We start from the raw sequence: 20,794 nt of genomic DNA on the forward strand, positions 1-20,794 counted from the left end.
GCCGGTGCACATTCAAACCCGAAAAAAACAGGCTTCACCCATGATTAATACCATTCCCGGTCTCGCCGAGGACAGAGTCAACAGTGTCAGAATCGCCCTCGCCGAGGACATCAAGGACGGCGACATCACCGCCCGCCTGATCCCCGAGCAGGAAGCTGCCACGGCCACCATCATCACCCGGGACGACTGCGTCATCGCCGGCCAGGCCTGGGTGGATGAAGTATTCCGGCAGCTGGACGACAGCGTCGCCGTGCAGTGGCACGTCAAGGACGGCGACCGGGTCAGCGCCAACACCCACCTGTTCAGCCTGCAGGGCTCGGCCCGCTCACTCCTCACCGGCGAGCGCAGCGCCCTCAATTTCCTGCAACTGCTGTCCGGTACCGCCAGCGTCAGTCGCAAATACGCCGACCTGGTCGACGGCACCGGGGTGCGCCTGCTCGACACCCGCAAGACCATCCCCGGCCTGCGCACCGCGCAAAAATACGCAGTCACCTGTGGCGGCTGCTACAATCACCGTATTGGCCTCTACGATGCCTTCCTGATCAAGGAAAACCACATCGCCGCCTGCGGTGGCATCACCCCGGCCATCAGCACCGCGCGCCAGCAGGAGCCCGGCAAACCGGTGGAAGTAGAAGTGGAGAACATGCAGGAGCTGCGCGAAGCCCTGGGTGCCGGTGCCGACATCATTATGCTGGACAACTTTTCCATGGCCGACCTGCGCGCCGCAGTGGCCCTGAACAAGAGCGAATTTGGCGGCAAAACCAAGCTGGAGGCCTCCGGTGGCATCACCGATGCAACCCTGCGCCCCATCGCCGAGACCGGCGTGGACTATATTTCCATCGGCGCCCTGACCAAGGATTGCAAGGCGGTGGATTTGTCGATGCGGTTTAGTGGGAAGTAGACCGCCGTGGCCTGGCAGATATGCGCAGGCTGCAACGCCTGGGCAAAAGCTGCCTGGCCTTTGCCCAATTCGATTACGCCATGTAGCTCATGAGCCAGCTAGCGCTGGAAAAACAGTGCGTCGAACTGGCGTTAGAACACACTTACAATCTGGCCCGAAACCTGTTGATGGACCACCTGAAATGGCAGGGTGTGACTGATATAAACTAAACGCAAGCCGACAATGACCCAGCCCAAAACACCCGCAAACAACCAACCACTAATCAGCGTGCTTATGGCTGCATACAATGCTGAGCATTATATACAAACAGCTATCAACAGCATCCTTAGCCAGACTTACAGCAATTTGGAATTAATTATCATTGACGATGCTTCCACAGATAGCACGTGGGAAAAAATACAAGAGCTATCCGACCAACGCATCAAATGCTACCAAAACCCAGGTAACCTGGGATACCTGAAAACCTGCAACAAGCTATTCTCGAGCGCTCAAGGCCAGTTTATTACCTTTCAAGATGCCGATGACTGGAGCGCGCCACTTCGCCTTGAGACCCAACTACAACACCTTCAGAAAAATGAAGACATTCTTTTTTGCGGCACTTTTTGTGCCAAGGTCTTCAATCCGAAACTCGAGGCTGAATACACTTACCCCGTTACGGACAAGGACATACGTCGACAGTTAGCACGAGGAAGGACCTCGCTATTCTGTGGCGCGAGCATTATGTTTAGGCGGAAACTACTTGAGCAAGTAGGCGGCTATAGGGAACTCTTCGATCGGATCGGTGCAGAGGATATCGACTGGTATCTGCGTGCACTGGACGTGGGGAAAGCGTGCAACATACCGGCTACCCTATACTACTACCGGCAACACCAGGGCTCGATAAGCAAATCCCACAACTCTGGCCTCTCTGCCATCAGCACAGATATTGCCTACGCTCTATATTTACAGCGTCAGGACGGGCTCCGAGACGCGGGCGAAGTGATTGATAATTTGAATCAAATGCTCACGCCAATAACACCAGGAAATAGCAAATCGAAACCATCGCTTGCTGCTCAATTGTTAGCAATACTATTGAAAGATCGCAAAAGAGACCGATACGCCCTTAGCCTATCGCTCACTAAAACACTGGCCGCTCTTATCGCTTCGGCTCCAGCCCGAAATATTATCGCTCACCAAAGAAAGCGGCGAAGCCTGAAAATTAAGAGCTTCCTGAACGAACTTACTCCATGAGCAACCAACCCCTAGTCTCCATTTACATCCCTACTCGCAACAGGAAAGACCTCCTGGACCAGGCTTTGGCTTCATGCGTGGCCCAGACCTACCACAACATCGAAATTATTATCGTCGACGACGGATCAACGGATGACACGGAAATTCTTTGTCGACACTACCAGTCAAAGCACTCCAATATTGTCTACCTGAAAAATGAAACACCCCTCGGCGCCCCCGCCAGCAGAAACCGAGCAATCATAGAAAGTCGCGGAGAATTCATCACCGGCCTGGATGACGATGACACCATGCTGCCCTTCCGAATCCAGTCCTTTATAAATAACCACGACAAACGCTACAGCTTTCTTTGCAGCACTGTAATCGAAAAAAACATTTACGGAATGTTTCATAGCCAAGAGAAAAGCAAGGAAGTAGCACTGGGCGATGTAAAATCGAAAAATAGAATCGGTAATCAGATTTTTATTTCGCGGCAAAGACTCATCAATTCAGGCATGTTTGACACTAAATTGACAGCGTGGCAGGACTATGACTTGTGGATAAGGCTCATCCATCAGTATGGCCCTGCCATTAAGATTGGCAACAACTCTATGATCGTCAACAAGGCCCATTCAGCAGAAAGAATTACAACCTATGACACGGAAGGAAGTGGCTGCAAGAAATTTCTGGAAAAGCACAAGAATTTATTATCAGAAACAGACTGCCGAAAACTCATCGTCAGAGATCTCTGCAATAGAAATGTTAAGATAAGCGTAAAGAAGATTTTTGAGTATGGTAAAAATACAGGTCTCTATAAAAACCTGACCATTCTTTACCTCCGAAAAAATTATCCGGCAATTGAGCGCTTGGCTTTCAAACTGCGGAAACAATTTCAGGACACTTGATTCTCAACCCTATTCTCTGAGTAATGCTCGATAACCGCGTGAACTTTGGACCACATTTGAAGTGATTTATCCTTATCATACTCACACCGCGCCAAATAGGCTTCATTACTCTTTTCTTGCATTGCTGCCTGAAATAGTTCGACCATATCTGAATGACTTACATTGTGAGAAACTACAAATTTATCCTTGTTATAATCTTTGAACAACAGTTCATACTTGTGACTCCAGGAAGTGCAAAGGCAAGGCACTTTTTGCGTTAACGCACTCACGCACCCATGAAAACGTGAGCTAAAAACTATAGCCGAATCACGAATAGCCCGCTTAACGTCCAAAGCATTATCCAACTCCAAATAACTAATTCTATCACCATAACTCTCTATCAAAGCAGAACAAATCTCGTCATCTATCTTGCCTTCATGATTAAGTACAACCGGCAGATAACCCTTCTCCAGAGAGACCTCAATAAACTTACCCAATACACGTATGTAATTACCCAACCATTGAGAATTAGAAAGATTTCTAGATGAAAGCATCTGGCCATTTGGAATCACAAGTGAATACTGAGAATCGATGAAGCCTAAGCCTTTAGATGGGTTTAGTAAATTCGTAAAATCGGGGAACAGCTCGACGTTAGGCGAATCAATCACTGCTTTAACAAATTGCAAACTTGCCTCATCTCGAACAAACACATGGGCAGCACTTCCAAAACATTTATTTAATCGCTTTACATCAGCTTTATCGCTAAAAGGCCCAAAAGCCTGCGGCAAAAAAATGTAGGGTTTGTCATTTTTTTTAAAACGTAAAATTTCACTGCAAAGATAACGCACCGAATCGTTGCGCCACTGATCTCCATAGGCAAAACCCGATGCATCTAGCACCATATCAATATCTGCTTCGAGCACTATACCAAGAGAATCCATCAGCCAGCGCCTGCCGCCCTTCGGTAGCCAGTATGACAGAAAGTTAAAATCAAACCTGCCCTTTCTGAGCGAAACTTTCTGCAGAGCCAAGTGCTCGCAACGCTTTAAATAGGGAGAATTTCTCGACGGTGTGAGCGCGATAACAATTTTGGATTTTGTGCGCCGTAGATTTTCAACTACAGCGAGCAACATTAACTCAGCGCCCTTATTAACAAACTGAACGCCCTTAACTTCAATTATCACTCAACCACCTTTATCAGCGTATCGGCATTCTTTTTCTGGGAATAGGGAATTCCACCTTTACCCAAGGCATAACCAACCGAAATCATCATAGTCGGGCGACAACTATCCGGCAAAGCCAATAACCTCTGCAGTCGTGCCTCACGACTTTCTATGTCAGGCCAATTAATTGGGCAACTACTCAAGCCAAGAGCTTCAAATGAAAGCATTAGTTGCATACTGGCCAAAGCCGAGTCTATATAGATGATGTGCCTATCCCTATCCTCTGGATAAGCTGATAAATCCCCGACGACCACAATGAGACAAGGAATATTATCTGCAAAACCTACTGTCCCCATCGCACAATCAGCCACAGCTTTAATCTTGTCCTTCTCTATTACCAGATAGAAATAAAATGACTGACGATTACAAGCAGACGGCGCATAGCTCGCGGCAGTAACAGCTTGCTTTATCAAGTTAATTTCTACTGGTTTATCCTCATACCACCGCACTGACCTACGCTGCTTAAACAACACCAAAAGATTGTCATAGTTAATGCCAGATTGGGCCACTCTCTCTCGCTCATAAGGCGAGTATAAAATGCTGGGCTCCTTACTGACGACATCCAACCTCATAAAAAGTGTCCTGGGTTCATCCACAGACGGGTCATCTACTACCTGAAAGTATTCTCGCAACACATCACCGGCCCACTTCAACTCTTCAATAGAAAAGCCAGGAATCTTTATACTCTGAGCATAACATTCGACAGTTTCACGTATATAAGATTCAGCAAAAATAGACTTTCTTGGACGCATAATCAGGCCTTTTTCAAGCCTATGGGTATTCCTTCTCAGCAACGCTGAGGTCTGTAATGATGCTGCGTCCTCCTTGTGATACGCCAGCCTTGCGCATAAAACAGATTGCTGTTCGCGTTTAAATCCATGATTAAAGAACAAGTAATACAAACCAGCACTAAAGCGAGTTAAAGAACATAGTCTGATCAATGAGAGATCTATCCTTAGCCGAGCATATCGAAGTGCCGCCAAGAATTTGTTGATCTTGTCTTGTCCTACTAAGCTCCTAATATAACGCTTCATATCTTTATCACCTGACCCAGTACCGCCGCCCCAATGTCGGAATCAACATTAATGAGCAGGTCATTATTCGTGCCATAGGCATAGTTTTTCGACTCAAGAACAAGGAAAAGTAAGACGCGCCCGCATAGGAAAGCAGTGTCGCAAAGGCTGAGCCCACTACCCCATAATCCGGAATCAACACCAAATTTAGCAGCACGTTTGCTAATGCGCCCACCCCTTGGGTTACAAATGAATAAAACAGTAACTTTTCTGCTATCAACCACTTACTCAAAAGGGCGCGCATAAATACAAAGACGCCAGCCCATATGTGCACAGCCAACACCATAGCAGAACCACTATATTGTTCACCGTAAACAATGCCGATTATTAATTCTGAATAAAATGAAGCCAAAACGGCCAAGACAAACGCAATCACCAATAGCAGATCGCATATTTTCTGCAAGCTATGACGATATGCGTTCCCATCAATACGCTCAATCTCTAAAAGGCGAGGAAAGAATGACTGCACTATCGCAACTGGAAGAAAATACCAAACTTCTGACAACCGTGCAGCCGCTGAATACACACCGACCTCCACACTTCCGAGCATCTGCCCCAGCATGAATTGGTCGACTTTGAGATAGACAACAGCGGCAACGCCCGACAATATCAACCAGTAGGATTGCTTAAGCAACGAAACTCCATAAGACGTATTGGCCAAACGAAGATCTAATGCGCCACTGTACAGGCGATACAAAATAGCATAAGACAAATTGACAGCGACTAACTCCACTGACTGAAGAACGACAATAGCTTCCAGGCCATGACCCAGCCAAAGAGCCGCCAACTTGAGAATTGAAAAAGCTATAACAATGTAAATTTTACACCTAGAAACTGGCGCTGACTTAACCTTGTACTGAAACCAAAAGTCGAACAACTGAAGAAAATAAAACGAATTAGATAACACCAATAAAACATAGAGATATACTTGATCTCCCGGAATCCGCAAATAGGGCAATAATAGAAAACTTAGAAGACACCCAACAGCAGCTCCACCCAACCTAAACACCAGTGTGCTGGCTAGTATTCTGGCCTCATCTTTAGCACTACCGGCACCAGATAATTCGCGAATGATGATCGAATTTAAGCCTAACGCTGCCAATGGCGGAATAATTGATGTAATAGCCAGAAGGTAATTCAGAGTACCAAAAAGCGACGCACCCAAGTCTCTGGCGATGGCGATGTTCACGATCAAAACCATGGGCAGAGCAAATAGGCGCTCAATTATCAGCCACGATAGATTCCCAAGAATTTTGGATGCGGACGATAGTAATTCGGTATCAAGTTGGTTTTTCACGCTTTATTTGACTATGCCATTCTACTAAAAGTAGAGTCCCGGCTGCCTGACCGAGGCTAAAATCGACGGAGAAAAGACAGCATCGTGAGATTGCTCAACCCAAAGTATTTGATAAGCTCCTGATCGAGACAGCACCCAACTCAAGGACTGGACTTTTTCTCAATGAAATACCGAACGCTACCCTTTCTTCAGAAAAATGCTTGTATATTTTTCTGCAGTGCTTTCCCAAGTTAGCGACAAACTTTCAAGATATCGCCTATTTTCACTACCGTATTCGCAGTTCAAACATAACGAATGCATTTCCTTTATGGCAGCCACCAAACCACTGATGCTGCCATATTGATACATCTTTGAAGCGGGAGCATCCTCTAACAACTCTCGGATACCCTCTGACCTTGAGCCTATGACAGGCACACCAAGCGCCAACGCTTCAAGCACAACAGATGACCGACCTTCAGCTTTACTACAAATAAGTAATACGTCGGAATCAAGGTATTGCTTATATACTTCATTTTGCGCAATCGCACCATGAAATTTTACCCTATCCGCTAGACCAAGCCTTTCGCAACAATCGATCAGCTTATTCATTTCTGGACCAGCTCCAACAATATCTAGCATGACGCCTGGATAATCATCTTTTATTTCTGCCAGAGCGACTAGTGCATGATCTATCGACTTTGATTCAATCAGACTAGAAACCATTAGAATCCTGAACTCCCCTCTTATTTCTCTTGACTTTTGTCTTGGGAGAAATAAATGCTTGTCTACACCGTTTGGTATATAGACAATCTTAGAGGAATATCGTGGAAACTCCGCAATGACTTTTGTGCACATTTCTTCGCCGACACAAACAATTTTGCGGCTCGCCCTGCATGCTAACAAAAACATGACTCTATACAATACACTAGACTTTAGCTTTCTTACATCTTCACCATGAAGCGTAGTAATTAAAGGCTTTTGGTACAACATAGCGGGAACAGCTACTATAAAACCAGAAACAATCCAATTTGCCTGAATAAAATCAACCTGATGTATCCTGCGAAGAATCTGGATAAAGAAGCCCAGAATAAGACCTGGCACAAGCAGAGCAACGAGCCTATTTTTTTTTAAGGCCGCAGGGATCCCTCCTCCATTCTGCGCTAGTACCTCTAAGCTATTTGGAGCATATCGAACTAGAACTAATTCCGGGCCGTCGTTTTCGTGGCTCTGCCGGGCTTCACCCTTTAATGATGGAGCCAAAACTTTCACCTGATGCTTTTTTGATAAAGCTTTAGCCAAATTAGCAACAAATGCACCTGCAGAAGGATTCTTGGCTGTAGGGTAAGAAGTGCTTATTACTAGAACTTTACTCATCTGCGTCCAGGTTTTTTTGTTCCAATGAAACGTCTTTATAAGTAAGCATGGAAACCTGCTCTGACACAAGTCCAATTAGAAATATCAAAAGGGAAGACATAAATAGAATGGCGGACATGTTCGTAAACGCATTAAACTGTACGTATGTATATATATAACGAACCAATCCAAGCACAAAAACGATTACACTAAACGGAAAAAATAGTTTTAATGGCGAGTAAAGTGTCGCAATTTTAAAAATAATCAAGAAAAACCTAACACCGTCTTTAAAGACATTAATATGGCTTTTACCAACTCTCTTTTTAACGTCAATTTTTTCAAATCCAACTGTATAACCAGACCTATAGAAAGCCATGGTGCTTGTCGTTGGGTAGGAAAAGCCATTGGGGAGAAGCGAAAGGAATTGTATAAACTTTTTCTTGTTAACCGCCCTCATTCCTGAAGTTAAATCGTCAATTGTTTGTCCAACCATATAAGATGCAATCCGATTATATATTTTATTTGCCAACCCCCTGAAAATATTCGCCTGATGCTCAATTGTCGATCTGGCCCCAACAACCATATCGTAGCCAGATGCAAGCTTATCCAATAAACGACCCACATCTTTTGCTTGATGCTGACCATCTCCATCCATAAAGACAACCTGTTTACCTTTAGCGCTCAAAACACCGGCCTTAATCGATGCTCCGTTACCTTTAGAATAAGGATGCTTTATCTCCTTTATCCCAAACGATTGTATGACCTCACTTGTATCATCATCTGAACCGTCATTAACCACTATTATCTCAGCGTTTGGATACTCAACTAACAACTCTGGCAACAACATTTTCAACCCGTCGCTTTCATTCTTAGCCGGTATTACAATTGATATATCAAACTGAGACATTCCGATCCCTAACCTTTTCTGCGACTTTGTTTAACTCTGCTTTCAACCGCTCTTCAAGCATCAAATATTGATCGATATGAAACTGCATAAAGCGAGGCTTAGCCCGCTCCATTGCTATGGCTTTTCTCACCTCCTCTAAAGCCAGCCCATGCAGGCCGGCACTGTATAAAATGCCACTTTTTAAAAATAAAACATAACTATCTTTTTGATGCTTGAAGGTTTTATCGATAGATTCAATTGTAAGCTCTAGATTTCCCTGACGTGCATAAAATTCAACCTCCCAAAAAGCCACTTTGGCTTTGAATGTATGAGCTGCTCGATTCAAAGCATATATTCGCGAAAAAAGATTTCTCATAGCATCATCGTCTAGCCATCCACAAGCTTCGGTCTTATAAAGCCGAAACGTCTCTTCAAATATAGACGGCAGGCTCCCATCGTACTCTCCGACCTCCAGCCTTAAATAGAGCTCCTCCATTTCGAAATCTCTGCTCATATTACCCACACATGATTGATTCAAAATCACTAAATCATTGTGTATAGCTCTCGGCCACTTTTCTCGGATTCGCATCAGCTCCTTCTCCGCTAGCAGGTAATTCTTTTCTGCTATTAAAGATCTAGCATACATAGTTTGAGCACGAATGGATTCTGGGTGTTCGTTCGCCCAAATGTATATTTGCGCTTTTGGGTTTCCCCATATTTCAGCTCTTTGCTGCAAGAAAATTATAAAAATTCCAATCAATAATAAAATTGCTGGTCGCCCCGCAACACTCCTTCCCGTCCACAATACAATTGAGAGAGCCGTAACTATAAAAATTGCCGGCGTATAATTACGATGCTCAAAATAGAGCTCAAGAGGAATCACTGTAGACTCAAGAAGGTGCCCTACGTAAAAACCTATGACACCAAAAAATAGCCATACATACTTCTTCCTAAAGTATAGGGCGCTGCCAATTAATATAGCGTGTACTACTAGCGAAAGAAGTGTAGTTATTGGTGAGAATAAACCTTTTGAAATTTCTATATCATCGTGAACCAGTCCCATTTTGCCACTTAGAGGAGATACTATTTTTAGCATATAGTCCAAGAGTATTCTGGACTCAGTGAGTAACCTTTCCGTAGTACTAAAATTACGAACCGAGGAACCTGTTAACGATTGCCACTTGAACAGAAAATAGCAAAAACCGAGTAACAATGGGAAAATCGTGACTGCCAATATAACAGGGTCACTTTTCTCCTTTCTAGCATAAGAAACCGTCAACTCTGCGATCAAGGCAAAACCAAATATTAGCGCACCATTTTCCTTGCTTAGAACTGCTAATAGGGCACAAATATACAAGCCCAAAAAGGCAAACACTCTTCCCTTCCATGGGTTTCTATAAATCATTGAACGGCCCACTAGAAAAAGGGAAAGACCGAGCAGTGTAAACAGTGTTGCAAGTTGGGTCATGCGCTGAATAATGTACAGCGTTGTCGATACATTAAGAGGTAACAGCAGCCACATCGCTGCGGCTAACAAAGCTATTTGTGTAGCCAGATTTTCGGCCTTACCAACTAAACACAAAAGCACCCTTACAAACCAAAAAATAACAATTCCGCACAAGCAATGTATCATTAGATTTGTATAGCGATAATCAATCACACTGCCTGGATACGCATAATCATCGATCAGAAAGCTCAACATGGCCACCGGCCTACCGAGCATCCCAGATTGATTTCCCAAAACGAATTGCAACATCGTTGACCAATCCGTCACTCCACTTTCGCTAACATTTAGGGTATTTAAATTGTAAATATCATCTACAAGAAATATCCCATTCAGTCCCGGCCAGTATAGGTATACACAAACACCCAACAACAAAAACAACGCGATACTATAGGCGAAGCTTTCCAATTTATTCATAACTGCTCAATAATTTATATAAACAAAAAAGGCCTTCTTTCGAAGGCCTTTGCAGTACACGCGAACGAAATTTCTATTCGGAGGTTACTGGCGGCAATTGGCTGGCAGGTACTTATTATCTAAGGTTCCAGTATTACACGTCCAACTCACGCCCGACGCACTTCCTGAACCTTGAAATACGATAGTGCCTGCTGCAATTGCGTTTGGCTCAACCGTGTAGGTCAACGTGGCGCCTGTAGTATTGGTGGTAAAGTTAATTGCGGTAATGTATTCACTTTGAGTCGCAAGTGTACTTACACCGGCTTGAGTGGCATTAGGCATGTTACCCACGGACATGAAATATTCGGACACCGACACTTTATCTTTAGCAGCCAACACCATAATTTCAGATACTTTAGCACGCTTAGTATAATCCTGGTAAGCAGGCAAAGCGACTGCTGCCAGAATACCGATAATCGCCACAACGATCATCAATTCGATCAATGTAAAACCCTTTTGGACTTGTTTCATGGACTTGCTCCTTGGTTAGCAAAAATTTGTTGTGCAACAGAATAATCTCTGACGTAATAGGTATAGCACAGGATATGCCAACAGCAAGCAAGCCAATGAATTCAGGCCTTAAACCGGATTTCGCGGCGCCCAAGCCACTTAAACCCTGCCCATTTTTTTGCTAAAGTGACAATTTTGGTCACAGGGCACTGAAATTAATCCGCAAGTGGCGCCAAATTACTCAGCTACGCCACAGCAGGTGTGCCATAATTTAAACTAGGCTTTACTGAGCATTGACAGAAGGAACTCAGGCTAATTCATATGAATCGCCCCACTATTATAAGCGGCCTGGCCCGTCGGCTGGTTTCGGACGGCACTATTGATGAAGAGACTGCCACCAATGCGTTAAACAGCGCCAACAACCACAAGTCTACATTTGTCACCGAATTAATTTCCCACTACGACATTTCCGCGCTGGCCATAGCCAATGCGGCGTCGGACGAATTTGGCTCGCCCATATTCGACCTGGCCGCCATCAGCCTCGACAGCCTGCCGGCCGGCCTGGTCGACCTGAAGCTGATCCAGAAACACAAGGTATTGCCCCTGTACAAGCGCGGCAACCGCCTCTACCTGGCGGTGTCCGACCCAACCAATTTACACGCCCTTGACGAGATCAAGTTCAATACCGGTCTCAGTACCGATGCCGTGCTGGTCGAAGGCGACAAGCTCACCCAGTTTATCGAAGCCTTCCTCAACCAACAGGAGGAGTCGCTGGGAGACGCCCTCGGGGGGCTCGATGACGAGGCCCTGGATGGGCTGGATATCGAGGCGGTGGACGAGGACGGTGGCGGCAAGGACGAAGGCCCGTCAGAGGCCGACGAGGCGCCCATCGTCAAGTTCATCAACAAGGTGCTGCTGGACGCCATTAAAGTCGGCGCCTCGGACATCCATTTCGAGCCCTACGAGAAAAGTTACCGGGTGCGCTTTCGCACCGACGGCATCCTGGAGGAAGTGGCCAAGCCCCCCACCGCCCTGGCCACACGCATGGCGGCGCGCCTGAAAGTCATGTCGCAAATGGACATCTCTGAGCGCCGCATCCCCCAGGATGGCCGCATCAAGTTAAAGATTACCAAGACCCGCGCCATCGACTTCCGGGTCAATACCCTGCCCACACTGTTCGGGGAAAAGATCGTATTGCGGATCCTGGACCCCAGCAGCGCCAAACTGGGTATCGACGCCCTCGGCTACGAGGACGACCAGAAAAAGCTCTATATGGATGCCCTGCAGCAACCCCAGGGCATGATTTTGGTGACCGGGCCCACCGGTTCCGGTAAAACCGTATCTCTCTATACCGGCCTCAATATTCTCAACACGGTGGAACGCAATATTTCCACCGCCGAAGAGCCGGTGGAGATCAATCTTGAGGGCATCAACCAGGTCAACGTCAACAACAAGGTGGGCCTGACCTTCGCCGAGGCGCTGCGCTCATTCCTGCGGCAAGACCCTGACATCGTGATGGTGGGTGAGATTCGCGACCTGGAAACCGCCGAAATCGCCATTAAAGCGGCCCAGACCGGCCACCTGGTACTGTCGACCCTGCACACCAACAGCGCCCCGGAAACCCTGACCCGCCTGCTCAATATGGGCGTACCCGCCTTTAACGTTGCCACTACGGTCAGCATCATTATCGCCCAGCGCCTGGCGCGCCGCCTGTGCCCCAAATGCAAAAAGCCCGCTACCGACATTCCCGACGAAATTCTCACTGAAGAGGGCTTCGATGAGACCGGTATTCCCCGGGAAGAAATCCAGCTTTTTCATCCGGTAGGTTGCGATAGCTGCTCGAAAGGCTATAAAGGTAGGGTGGGTGTGTACGAAGTGGTTCGCATCACCAGCAAGATTTCCCGCATTATAATGGAAGGCGGCAATGCCATCCAGATTGCCGATGCCGCCCGCGAAGCGGGCTTTAACAACCTGCGGATTTCAGCGCTCCGCAAAGCTGCCCAGGGGCTGACCAGCCTCGAGGAAGCCAACCGAGTGACCAAGGACTAAAACATTATGGCCAGCGCAACCAGTACGCTGTTTATCTACAAGGGCACTGACAAAAAGGGCGTCAAGGTCGAAGGCGAGGTTACGGGCACCAGCTCAGCTCTGGTAAAAGCCCAGCTGGTGCGCCAGGGCATCAACCCCAAGACCGTTCGCAAGAAGCCCAAACCGCTGTTTGGCAGCGGTGGCAAAGCGGTCAAGCCCCAGGACATTGCCATATTTACCCGACAGATGGCCACCATGATGAAGGCGGGCGTGCCGCTAGTACAGAGCTTTGATATTGTCGCCGAGGGGGTGGAAAGTGAGCAACTGCGCAGACTGATTTTATCCATTCGAGAGGACGTGGCCTCGGGAACAAGTTTTGCCTCATCATTGCAGAAGCACCCCAAGTATTTTGATGATCTTTTCTGTAATTTGGTGGAATCCGGAGAGCAATCGGGGGCTCTGGAAACCATGCTCGATCGAATTGCAACATACAAAGAGAAGACAGAGGCGATAAAAGCAAAAATTAAAAAAGCGATGACCTACCCTATCGCGGTGGTTTGTGTTGCAGTAGTCGTTACTGGAATTTTACTCGTAAAAGTAGTACCGCAATTTGCAGAAACTTTCAGTGGCTTCGGTGCTGAGCTGCCTGCCTTTACGCTTTTTGTACTGAGCCTCTCAGAATTCGTACAAAAAATGTGGTTTGTGATAGTTTTAGGCCTAATTGCGGCTGTTTATGCTTTCTCCACAGCAAGAAGAAAAAGCAAAAGCTTTGCTGCCACTGTCGACCGAATAACATTAAAACTGCCTATTGTCGGTATCATTGTCTACAACTCGATCGTAGCCCGATTCGCCCGCACTCTTTCCACCACCTTCGCCGCCGGTGTGCCGTTGATCGATGCACTGGATTCGGTGGCGGGTGCCACGGGCAATGCGGTGTATGAAAAGGCTGTCTATACAGTTCGAGACGATGTCACAACTGGCATCCAACTCAATACATCTTTGCGCAAAACAGGTATTTTTCCATCCATGCTGCTTCAAATGACTGCAATTGGGGAAGAGTCCGGCGCCCTGGATGAGATGCTGGAAAAGGTCGCTAATTACTACGAGGAGCAAGTCGATAATTTGGTGGATAGCCTCACCTCCCTGCTGGAACCCATGATCATGGCAGTACTGGGAGTACTGGTCGGCGGCCTGATGATCGCCATGTACATGCCTATTTTCCAGATCGGCCAAGTAGTGTGATGAACCAAACAAGAGGTTCAGGCCCGTACCGGTAACCACCCACAAAGAAGCATCCCTATGAGTCCAGACTTTTTGGCCGGCGAGCAAGCCGGCTTTTTTATTGCGATCATCACCGTCCTCGGCCTGCTGGTGGGCAGTTTTCTCAACGTGGTGATCTATCGCCTGCCGGAAATGATGCAGCGCAGCTGGCGCCGGGATTGTTGCGAGATGCTGGAAATGGAGGCGGAGCCGGCTCAGCCCCGCTTTGACCTGTTGAAACCCGACTCCCACTGCCCGGCCTGCAACACCCCGATCAAACCCTGGCACAATATTCCGGTGCTCAGCTACCTGTTGCTGCGCGGCAAGTGTGCCAACTGCCAACAGTCCATCAGCGTCCGCTACCCCATTATCGAGCTGGTTACCGGCTTGCTCAGCGGCTATATCGCCTTCGCCTTCGGTTTTTCCGAGCACGCCGCCGCCGCCCTGCTGCTGACCTGGGCCCTGATCGCGCTCACCATGATCGACGTCGACCACCAGTTACTGCCCGACAACATTACCCTGCCGCTGCTGTGGCTGGGTATCCTGGTCAACAGCCAGGGCCTGTTTACCGACCTGCAGTCGTCGGTGTACGGCGCCATGGCCGGCTACCTGGTACTGTGGGCGGTGTACTGGCTGTTTAAAATCTTCACAGGCAAGGAGGGCATGGGCTTTGGTGACTTCAAGCTGCTGGGCGCGCTGGGCGCCTGGATGGGCTGGCAGGTCCTGCCGCTGGTAATTATCCTGTCCTCGGTAGTTGGGGCGGTGATCGGTATTGCCATGATCCTGGCCCTGGGGCGGGACCGCAATATACCCATCCCCTTTGGCCCCTACCTTGCCATCGCCGGCTGGATTGCCTTCCTCTGGGGTGACACCCTGATCGACGCCTACCTGGGCTTTGCCGGGCTGAGCTGACGCCCTATACTGACCTCCCTGATCAAGCAGTTAGACTATGACTTACGTAATAGGCCTCACCGGCGGCATCGGCAGCGGTAAAACCGCGGTGTCCGATCACTTTCAAGCACTCGGCATCTGTGTGGTGGACGCGGACGTGGCAGCCCGGGTGGTAGTGGCAAAAGGGCGCCCGGCCCTGGCCGCTATCGCCGAGCATTTTGGCGCCGACATGCTACTGGCCGACGGCAACCTGGACCGGGCCAAATTGCGCGCCGCCGTGTTTAAAGACCCGGCCGAGCGGCGCTGGCTGGAAGCCCTGACTCACCCGCTTATTCGCACCGAGATTGCCGCCGGCCTGGAAAATGCCAGCTCCCCCTACGCCCTGCTGGTGTCCCCACTGCTGGTAGAGAGCGGCCAGAATCAATTGACCCGACGCATCCTGGTGGTGGATGTGCCGGAAGAGTTGCAACTGGCCCGCACCGTTGCCCGGGACCACAATTCCGCCACCCAGGTCAAAGCCATTATGGCCGCCCAGGCCTCGCGCCAGCAGCGCCTGCAGTATGCCGACGATGTTATAGTCAACGATGGATCACTGGCAGAAATGCAGGCGAAGGTGGAAGCCCTGCACAGTAAATACCTTGAACTCGCCAACGCGGAGGTAAAGTAACAGCGTGAGCGCCCCTAAAATCAAGTGCCCGACCTGTACCCGGGTGATCGAATATTCCGACCAATACCCGCACCGACCATTTTGCAGTGAGCGCTGCAAATTGATCGACCTGGGTGAATGGGCCAGCGAAAAACACAAGATCGAAGGCAATTCCATTTACGACGACCTGCTGTCTGATGACCTGGAGCAACCGGATTGAGGCACCGTTAACGGGGCGCTGAGGAGGAGCGGCTAAAGAGTTGAAGAAAAATTGCAGTGGCCGGGACCGCTGGGCGGCGCCCTCTAGCCGGCGAGAATCTTTTCAATAATTGCCATGTTGGCCTCGGGAAAACGATAATCCGCCAGGGCGTCTACCGGCACCCACTGCACCGGCTGCCCCTCGCGACCGTGGGGCTCGCCACTAAAGGCCGTCACCTGCCACACATCCAGCAACACGGATTTATCCGGGTAGTCATGACGCACCTCGAGCAGCGGGCTATACTCCCGGGCATTGATGCCAAGCTCTTCCAACAGCTCCCGGCACAGGGCCTCGGCCACCGTTTCACCGGCATCGACCTTGCCACCGGGAAACTCCCACAAGCCGCCCTGATGGGTGTGATCGGGCCGCCTGGCAATCAAAATCCGGCCGCCGCCGTCGACGATAACCCCGGCGGCCACGTGCACGGTTTTACGGTTGCTGGCGCTCATTCAGGAACGGTATTCGGCGTTGATCTTGATGTAGTCGTGGGACAGGTCGGTGGTCCAGACCGTCTCCGCGGCGCTGCCCCGGCCCAGGTCAATGCGAATCAGGATGTCTTCCTTGTCCATCACTGCCTGGCCTTGCTCCTCGGTGTAGGAGTCGGCCCGGCAACCACTGGCAACGATCTGCACATCGTCGAGCCAGACATTGACCAACTCCGCGGTTAAGCCTTCCACATCGGCGTAGCCGATGGCGGCGACGATACGCCCCCAGTTGGGATCGGAAGCAAACAGGGCGGTTTTTACCAGCGGCGAGTGCGCCACCGAATAACCGACAGTGACCGCCTCGCGGCTGTCTCTCGCCCCTTCGACCTGGATGGTGACAAATTTGGTTGCGCCCTCGCCGTCAGCCACGATGCAGTGGGCCAACTGCCGATGCACGTCGATGACCGCCGCCGAGAGCTTGGCAAACAGCTCCGAACTGGCGTCGCTGATCTCTGGCAGCGCGGTTTGGCCGCTGGCGATCAATACGCAGGAGTCGTTGGTGGAGGTGTCGCCGTCCACGGTAATGCGGTTAAAAGATTGGTCGGCCGCAGTTTTCGCCAACTGCTCCAGCAAACTCTGGCTGACTCGGGCATTGGTAGCCACGTAGCCGAGCATGGTCGCCATATTGGGCTTGATCATACCCGAGCCCTTGGCGATGCCGTTGACAACAATGGTTTCACCGTCGTGCTGAAACTGCGCCGTGGCGCCTTTGGCACGGGTATCGGTGGTCATAATGCCTTTGGCGGCGCGCTCCCAGCCGTCATCGCTGACGCTTTCCAGCGCCGCGGGCAGGGCGGCCAGCAAGCGCGCCATGGGCAGTCGCTCACCGATAACCCCGGTGGAAAATGGCAGTACTTGCACCGCTTCGACCCCGGCCAGTTCTGCCAACTGCCGGCAGGACTTGATGGCATCAGCGAGCCCCTCATCGCCGGTACAGGCGTTGGCATTGCCGGAATTGGTGAGCAGGTAGCGTATGGCGCCGCTCTGTAAATGCTGTTTGCAAACCGCTACTGGCGCGGCACAAAAGACATTGCGGGTAAACACACCGGCGACCCGGCTGCCCGGCGCCAATTCCATCAGCACCACGTCCTGGCGCCCGGGCTTCTTGATGCCGGCGCTGGTACTGCCCAGCTTGACCCCGGCTACGGGACTCATGTTTGGAAACGGATAACTGCCTACAGCCATTGCTTACACCTGCCTGCCGCCTTACGGGTGGTTCTTAAGAGTAATTGTGTCAACCCAGCTTGCCGTGACACTGCTTGAATTTTTTACCGGAGCCACAGGGGCACGGATCGTTGCGGCCGACCTTGCTGCCTTCGCGCACAAACGGCTTGGCCGGCTCCTGCGGCGCTTCCGCCGGGCCGTTCTCGCCTGCTTCCGCTTCGGTCAGGGCCGAGGTCTCGGCGTGCTGCAACTGCAGGCGCTGCTGCTCCATCTGCCGCCGGCGCTGCTCTTCCATTTGCTCCATTTCTTCATGGGTCACAGGTTCGACCCGAGCCAGCATGCGAATCACTTCCGACTTGAGATTGTCCAGCATCTGCTGGAACAGCTCGAACGACTCGCGCTTGTACTCCTGCTTCGGATTCTTTTGGGCAAACGCCCGCAGGCCGATGCCCTGGCGCAAGTGATCCATATTGGCCAGGTGCTCCTTCCAGAGCATATCCAGCACATTCAACATGACCTGGCGCTCGACTTCGCGCATCACCGGGCCAAAACGATCGCACTTGGCGTCGTAAGCCTGCTGCACCTGTTGCTGGATTTTTTCGCGCAGAGTCTCCTCGTGCAGCTTCTTGTCTTCCGCCAACCACTGGGCCAGCGGCAGAGAGACACCCAATTCGGCTTCCAGGTGATTCTCGAGGCCGGGAATATCCCACTGCTCCTCGACACTTTGCGGTGGCACAAAGCCACTGATGATGTCGGCGACGACGTCCTTGCGAATGGCGGTTATGGTGTCGGCAATATCTTCGCTTTCCAGCAGTTCATTGCGCTGCTGGTACACCACCTGGCGCTGGTCATTGGCAACGTCATCGAACTCGAGCAACTGTTTGCGAATATCGAAGTTGCGCCCTTCCACCTTGCGCTGGGCCTTTTCAATGGCATTGGTCACCATGCGGTGCTCGATGGCTTCACCTTTTTCCATACCCAGGGCTTGCATAAAGCCGCGAATCCGGTCGGAGGCAAAGATGCGCATCAGGCTGTCTTCCATCGACAGGTAAAAGCGCGACATGCCCGGGTCACCCTGGCGCCCGGCACGACCACGGAGCTGATTGTCGATGCGGCGCGACTCGTGCCGCTCGGTGCCGATAATGTGCAAACCGCCCACCTCCAGCACCAACGCATGCCGCTTTTCCCATTCCGCTTTGGCCGCGGCGACCTGCTCCTCAGTGGGGTTATCCATTTCCGCCACTTCGGCCTCGAAGTTACCGCCGAGCACGATATCGGTACCGCGACCGGCCATATTGGTGGCGATAGTGACGGTGCCCGGGCGACCGGCCTGGGCAATAATGTGGGCTTCTTTTTCGTGAAACTTGGCGTTCAGTACCTGGTGCTTGATACCGGCCTTCTGCAAGCGGCGCGACATTTCTTCTGACGCTTCAATGGACGCGGTACCCACCAGCACCGGCGCCTGCTTTTGTTGCAGCTCTTTTACCGCCTCGGCGATGGCCTGGAACTTCTCCTCCACCGACAGGTAGATCAGGTCGTTGTAGTCCTTGCGGATAATCTCTTTATTGGTGGGGATGACCACCACGTCGAGACCGTAGATCTGGTGAAATTCAAAGGCTTCGGTATCCGCGGTGCCGGTCATGCCGGACAGCTTGGGAAACAGGCGGAAATAGTTCTGGAAAGTGGTGGAGGCCAGAGTCTGGCTCTCGTGCTGGATCGACACTCCCTCCCGGGCCTCTATCGCCTGGTGCAGGCCTTCGGACAAGCGCCGTCCCGCCATGGTGCGGCCGGTGTGCTCGTCAATCAATACCACCTGGTTATCCTGCACAATGTAATCCACGTCGCGCTGGAACAGGGTATGGGCCTTCAAAGCGGCGTACACATGGTGCAACAGGCCCAGGTTACCCGCGGCATAGAGACTGTCGTCCTCCTGCAGCAGGCCGTTGCTGATCAACAGGTCCTCGACTTTCTGGTGACCGGTTTCGGTCAGCTCAACCGAGCGGCTCTTTTCATCAACGACGTAGTCGCCCGGCTCGGTTTCTTGCCCTTCCACCTCCGGCGCTTGCCGCTTGAGCTTGGGAATCAGCAAGTTCATCTGTTTATAGAGCTTGGAGCTGTCTTCAGCGGCGCCGGAAATAATCAGCGGGGTGCGCGCCTCATCGATAAGAATTGAATCCACCTCATCGATAATGGCGAAATTCAGTGGCCGCTGCATCTTGTCTTCCTTGCGCAACGCCATATTGTCGCGCAGGTAGTCAAAACCGAATTCGTTGTTGGTGCCGTAGGTAATATCCGCGCGGTAGGCATCGTACTTGGCCTGCGGCGGCTGCATCGACTGGATCACTCCCACCCGCAGTCCGAGCGCCTCGTACAGCGGTCGCATCCATTCGGCGTCGCGACTGGCCAGGTAGTCGTTCACAGTGACGATATGTACACCGCGCCCCGAGAGGGCATTGAGGTAGGCGGCCAGGGTGGACATCAGGGTCTTACCCTCACCGGTGCGCATCTCAGCGATACGGCCTTCGTGCAGGGTAATACCGCCGATCAACTGGACGTCGAAATGGCGCATTCCCAGGGCCCGGCGACTGGCTTCCCGACAGGCAGCAAAGGCCTCCGGCAACAGCGCGTCCAGGGTTTCCCCCTTCTGGAAGCGCTCCTTGAACTCATCGGATTTTTGCCGCAGCTGTTCATCCGTGAGTGCTTCCATGGCTGGCTCAAGCTCGTTGACTTTCTTGACCAGCTTACCCATACGCTTCAATTCGCGGTCGTTTTTTGACCCGAATACGGACTTAACCAATTTTTGTAACATGAAAATACCGAATTATAAATTTTGCCTGGCTGTAACCCTG

General features: G+C 50.5%; 18 protein-coding genes. 8 read left to right on the forward strand and 10 right to left on the reverse strand.

Annotated elements, in window-relative coordinates; all coding sequences use genetic code 11:
• Positions 1–40 precede the first annotated feature (40 nt).
• The 3 genes from nadC to G8764_RS12375 all read left to right on the forward strand — a co-directional run bounded on the left by nadC (position 41) and on the right by G8764_RS12375 (position 3,012).
• Positions 41–901, forward strand: coding sequence for a carboxylating nicotinate-nucleotide diphosphorylase (gene nadC / locus G8764_RS12365; RefSeq protein ID WP_166164943.1), 861 nt, complete (start codon positions 41–43; stop codon positions 899–901).
• Positions 902–1,123: 222 nt separating this feature from the next.
• On the forward strand, positions 1,124–2,131 hold the full coding sequence (locus G8764_RS12370; RefSeq protein ID WP_166164944.1) for a glycosyltransferase family 2 protein: 1,008 nt from the start codon (positions 1,124–1,126) through the stop codon (positions 2,129–2,131).
• Complete coding sequence (locus tag G8764_RS12375; protein WP_166164945.1) at positions 2,128–3,012, forward strand: glycosyltransferase; 885 nt, start codon at positions 2,128–2,130, stop codon at positions 3,010–3,012. Before G8764_RS12370 ends, G8764_RS12375 begins: the two co-directional genes overlap by 4 nt.
• Here G8764_RS12375 and G8764_RS12380 read toward each other — a convergent pair.
• The 7 genes from G8764_RS12380 to G8764_RS12410 form a co-directional block, all read right to left on the reverse strand.
• The gene (locus G8764_RS12380) at positions 3,000–4,175 is read right to left on the reverse strand and encodes a polysaccharide pyruvyl transferase family protein (protein ID WP_166164946.1); all 1,176 of its coding nucleotides are present in this window, start codon (positions 4,173–4,175) and stop codon (positions 3,000–3,002) included. The genes G8764_RS12375 and G8764_RS12380 overlap by 13 nt on opposite strands.
• Positions 4,172–5,248 (reverse strand): nitroreductase family protein, encoded by a 1,077-nt coding sequence (locus G8764_RS12385; RefSeq protein WP_166164947.1) that lies wholly within the window; start codon positions 5,246–5,248, stop codon positions 4,172–4,174. The genes G8764_RS12380 and G8764_RS12385 overlap by 4 nt, the downstream gene beginning before the upstream one ends.
• Positions 5,249–5,255: 7 nt before the next feature.
• Positions 5,256–6,584 carry an oligosaccharide flippase family protein gene (locus tag G8764_RS12390; RefSeq protein WP_166164948.1) on the reverse strand — a complete coding sequence of 443 codons (1,329 nt, stop codon included), beginning with the start codon at positions 6,582–6,584 and terminating at the stop codon, positions 5,256–5,258.
• Between the two features lie 177 nt (positions 6,585–6,761).
• Positions 6,762–7,937 carry a glycosyltransferase family 4 protein gene (locus tag G8764_RS12395; RefSeq protein WP_166164949.1) on the reverse strand — a complete coding sequence of 392 codons (1,176 nt, stop codon included), beginning with the start codon at positions 7,935–7,937 and terminating at the stop codon, positions 6,762–6,764.
• Positions 7,930–8,823 (reverse strand): glycosyltransferase family 2 protein, encoded by an 894-nt coding sequence (locus tag G8764_RS12400; protein ID WP_166164950.1) that lies wholly within the window; start codon positions 8,821–8,823, stop codon positions 7,930–7,932. The genes G8764_RS12395 and G8764_RS12400 overlap by 8 nt, the downstream gene beginning before the upstream one ends.
• Positions 8,810–10,723 (reverse strand): hypothetical protein, encoded by a 1,914-nt coding sequence (locus G8764_RS12405; protein WP_166164951.1) that lies wholly within the window; start codon positions 10,721–10,723, stop codon positions 8,810–8,812. The genes G8764_RS12400 and G8764_RS12405 overlap by 14 nt, the downstream gene beginning before the upstream one ends.
• Positions 10,724–10,807: 84 nt before the next feature.
• Positions 10,808–11,233 (reverse strand): pilin, encoded by a 426-nt coding sequence (locus tag G8764_RS12410; RefSeq protein ID WP_166164952.1) that lies wholly within the window; start codon positions 11,231–11,233, stop codon positions 10,808–10,810.
• A 300-nt stretch (positions 11,234–11,533) separates the two neighbouring features.
• Here G8764_RS12410 and pilB point away from each other — a divergent pair, with 300 nt between their 5' ends.
• The 5 genes from pilB to G8764_RS12435 are packed head-to-tail and all read left to right on the forward strand — an operon-like array spanning position 11,534 to position 16,257.
• Positions 11,534–13,261 (forward strand): type IV-A pilus assembly ATPase PilB, encoded by a 1,728-nt coding sequence (gene pilB, locus G8764_RS12415; protein WP_166164953.1) that lies wholly within the window; start codon positions 11,534–11,536, stop codon positions 13,259–13,261.
• A gap of 6 nt (positions 13,262–13,267) precedes the next feature.
• The gene (locus G8764_RS12420) at positions 13,268–14,482 is read left to right on the forward strand and encodes a type II secretion system F family protein (RefSeq protein WP_166164954.1); all 1,215 of its coding nucleotides are present in this window, start codon (positions 13,268–13,270) and stop codon (positions 14,480–14,482) included.
• Between the two features lie 57 nt (positions 14,483–14,539).
• The gene (locus G8764_RS12425) at positions 14,540–15,412 is read left to right on the forward strand and encodes a prepilin peptidase (protein ID WP_166164955.1); all 873 of its coding nucleotides are present in this window, start codon (positions 14,540–14,542) and stop codon (positions 15,410–15,412) included.
• Positions 15,413–15,449: 37 nt separating this feature from the next.
• On the forward strand, positions 15,450–16,058 hold the full coding sequence (coaE, locus tag G8764_RS12430; protein WP_166164956.1) for a dephospho-CoA kinase: 609 nt from the start codon (positions 15,450–15,452) through the stop codon (positions 16,056–16,058).
• 4 nt (positions 16,059–16,062) lie between these two features.
• A complete protein-coding gene (locus tag G8764_RS12435) occupies positions 16,063–16,257 on the forward strand; it encodes a DNA gyrase inhibitor YacG (RefSeq protein ID WP_166164957.1) in 195 nt (64 codons plus the stop codon).
• An 83-nt stretch (positions 16,258–16,340) separates the two neighbouring features.
• Here the strand turns inward: G8764_RS12435 and mutT are convergent, their stop codons facing one another.
• The 3 genes from mutT to secA are packed head-to-tail and all read right to left on the reverse strand — an operon-like array spanning position 16,341 to position 20,754.
• Positions 16,341–16,745 carry an 8-oxo-dGTP diphosphatase MutT gene (mutT, locus tag G8764_RS12440; RefSeq protein WP_166164958.1) on the reverse strand — a complete coding sequence of 135 codons (405 nt, stop codon included), beginning with the start codon at positions 16,743–16,745 and terminating at the stop codon, positions 16,341–16,343.
• Positions 16,746–17,966, reverse strand: a complete 1,221-nt coding sequence (argJ, locus tag G8764_RS12445) for a bifunctional glutamate N-acetyltransferase/amino-acid acetyltransferase ArgJ (RefSeq protein ID WP_166164959.1) — start codon at positions 17,964–17,966, stop codon at positions 16,746–16,748. It abuts the gene before it with no gap.
• A 49-nt stretch (positions 17,967–18,015) separates the two neighbouring features.
• Positions 18,016–20,754 carry a preprotein translocase subunit SecA gene (gene secA / locus G8764_RS12450; RefSeq protein ID WP_166164960.1) on the reverse strand — a complete coding sequence of 913 codons (2,739 nt, stop codon included), beginning with the start codon at positions 20,752–20,754 and terminating at the stop codon, positions 18,016–18,018.
• Positions 20,755–20,794 lie beyond the last annotated feature (40 nt).

The organism is Pseudomaricurvus alcaniphilus, from assembly GCF_011440395.1.
GTDB classification, from domain to species: Bacteria; Pseudomonadota; Gammaproteobacteria; order Pseudomonadales; family Cellvibrionaceae; genus Pseudomaricurvus; species Pseudomaricurvus alcaniphilus.

Coding starts and splice junctions, on each gene's coding strand:
- nadC (WP_166164943.1), top strand. CDS start 41: ATGATTAATACCATTCCCGGTCTCGCCGAGGACAGAGTCAACAGTGTC.
- pilB (WP_166164953.1), top strand. CDS start 11,534: ATGAATCGCCCCACTATTATAAGCGGCCTGGCCCGTCGGCTGGTTTCG.
- G8764_RS12420 (WP_166164954.1), top strand. CDS start 13,268: ATGGCCAGCGCAACCAGTACGCTGTTTATCTACAAGGGCACTGACAAA.
- G8764_RS12395 (WP_166164949.1), bottom strand. CDS start 7,937: ATGAGTAAAGTTCTAGTAATAAGCACTTCTTACCCTACAGCCAAGAAT.
- G8764_RS12410 (WP_166164952.1), bottom strand. CDS start 11,233: ATGAAACAAGTCCAAAAGGGTTTTACATTGATCGAATTGATGATCGTT.
- mutT (WP_166164958.1), bottom strand. CDS start 16,745: ATGAGCGCCAGCAACCGTAAAACCGTGCACGTGGCCGCCGGGGTTATC.
- G8764_RS12370 (WP_166164944.1), top strand. CDS start 1,124: ATGACCCAGCCCAAAACACCCGCAAACAACCAACCACTAATCAGCGTG.
- secA (WP_166164960.1), bottom strand. CDS start 20,754: ATGTTACAAAAATTGGTTAAGTCCGTATTCGGGTCAAAAAACGACCGC.
- argJ (WP_166164959.1), bottom strand. CDS start 17,966: ATGGCTGTAGGCAGTTATCCGTTTCCAAACATGAGTCCCGTAGCCGGG.
- G8764_RS12385 (WP_166164947.1), bottom strand. CDS start 5,248: ATGAAGCGTTATATTAGGAGCTTAGTAGGACAAGACAAGATCAACAAA.
- G8764_RS12375 (WP_166164945.1), top strand. CDS start 2,128: ATGAGCAACCAACCCCTAGTCTCCATTTACATCCCTACTCGCAACAGG.
- G8764_RS12425 (WP_166164955.1), top strand. CDS start 14,540: ATGAGTCCAGACTTTTTGGCCGGCGAGCAAGCCGGCTTTTTTATTGCG.
- G8764_RS12400 (WP_166164950.1), bottom strand. CDS start 8,823: ATGTCTCAGTTTGATATATCAATTGTAATACCGGCTAAGAATGAAAGC.
- G8764_RS12405 (WP_166164951.1), bottom strand. CDS start 10,723: ATGAATAAATTGGAAAGCTTCGCCTATAGTATCGCGTTGTTTTTGTTG.
- coaE (WP_166164956.1), top strand. CDS start 15,450: ATGACTTACGTAATAGGCCTCACCGGCGGCATCGGCAGCGGTAAAACC.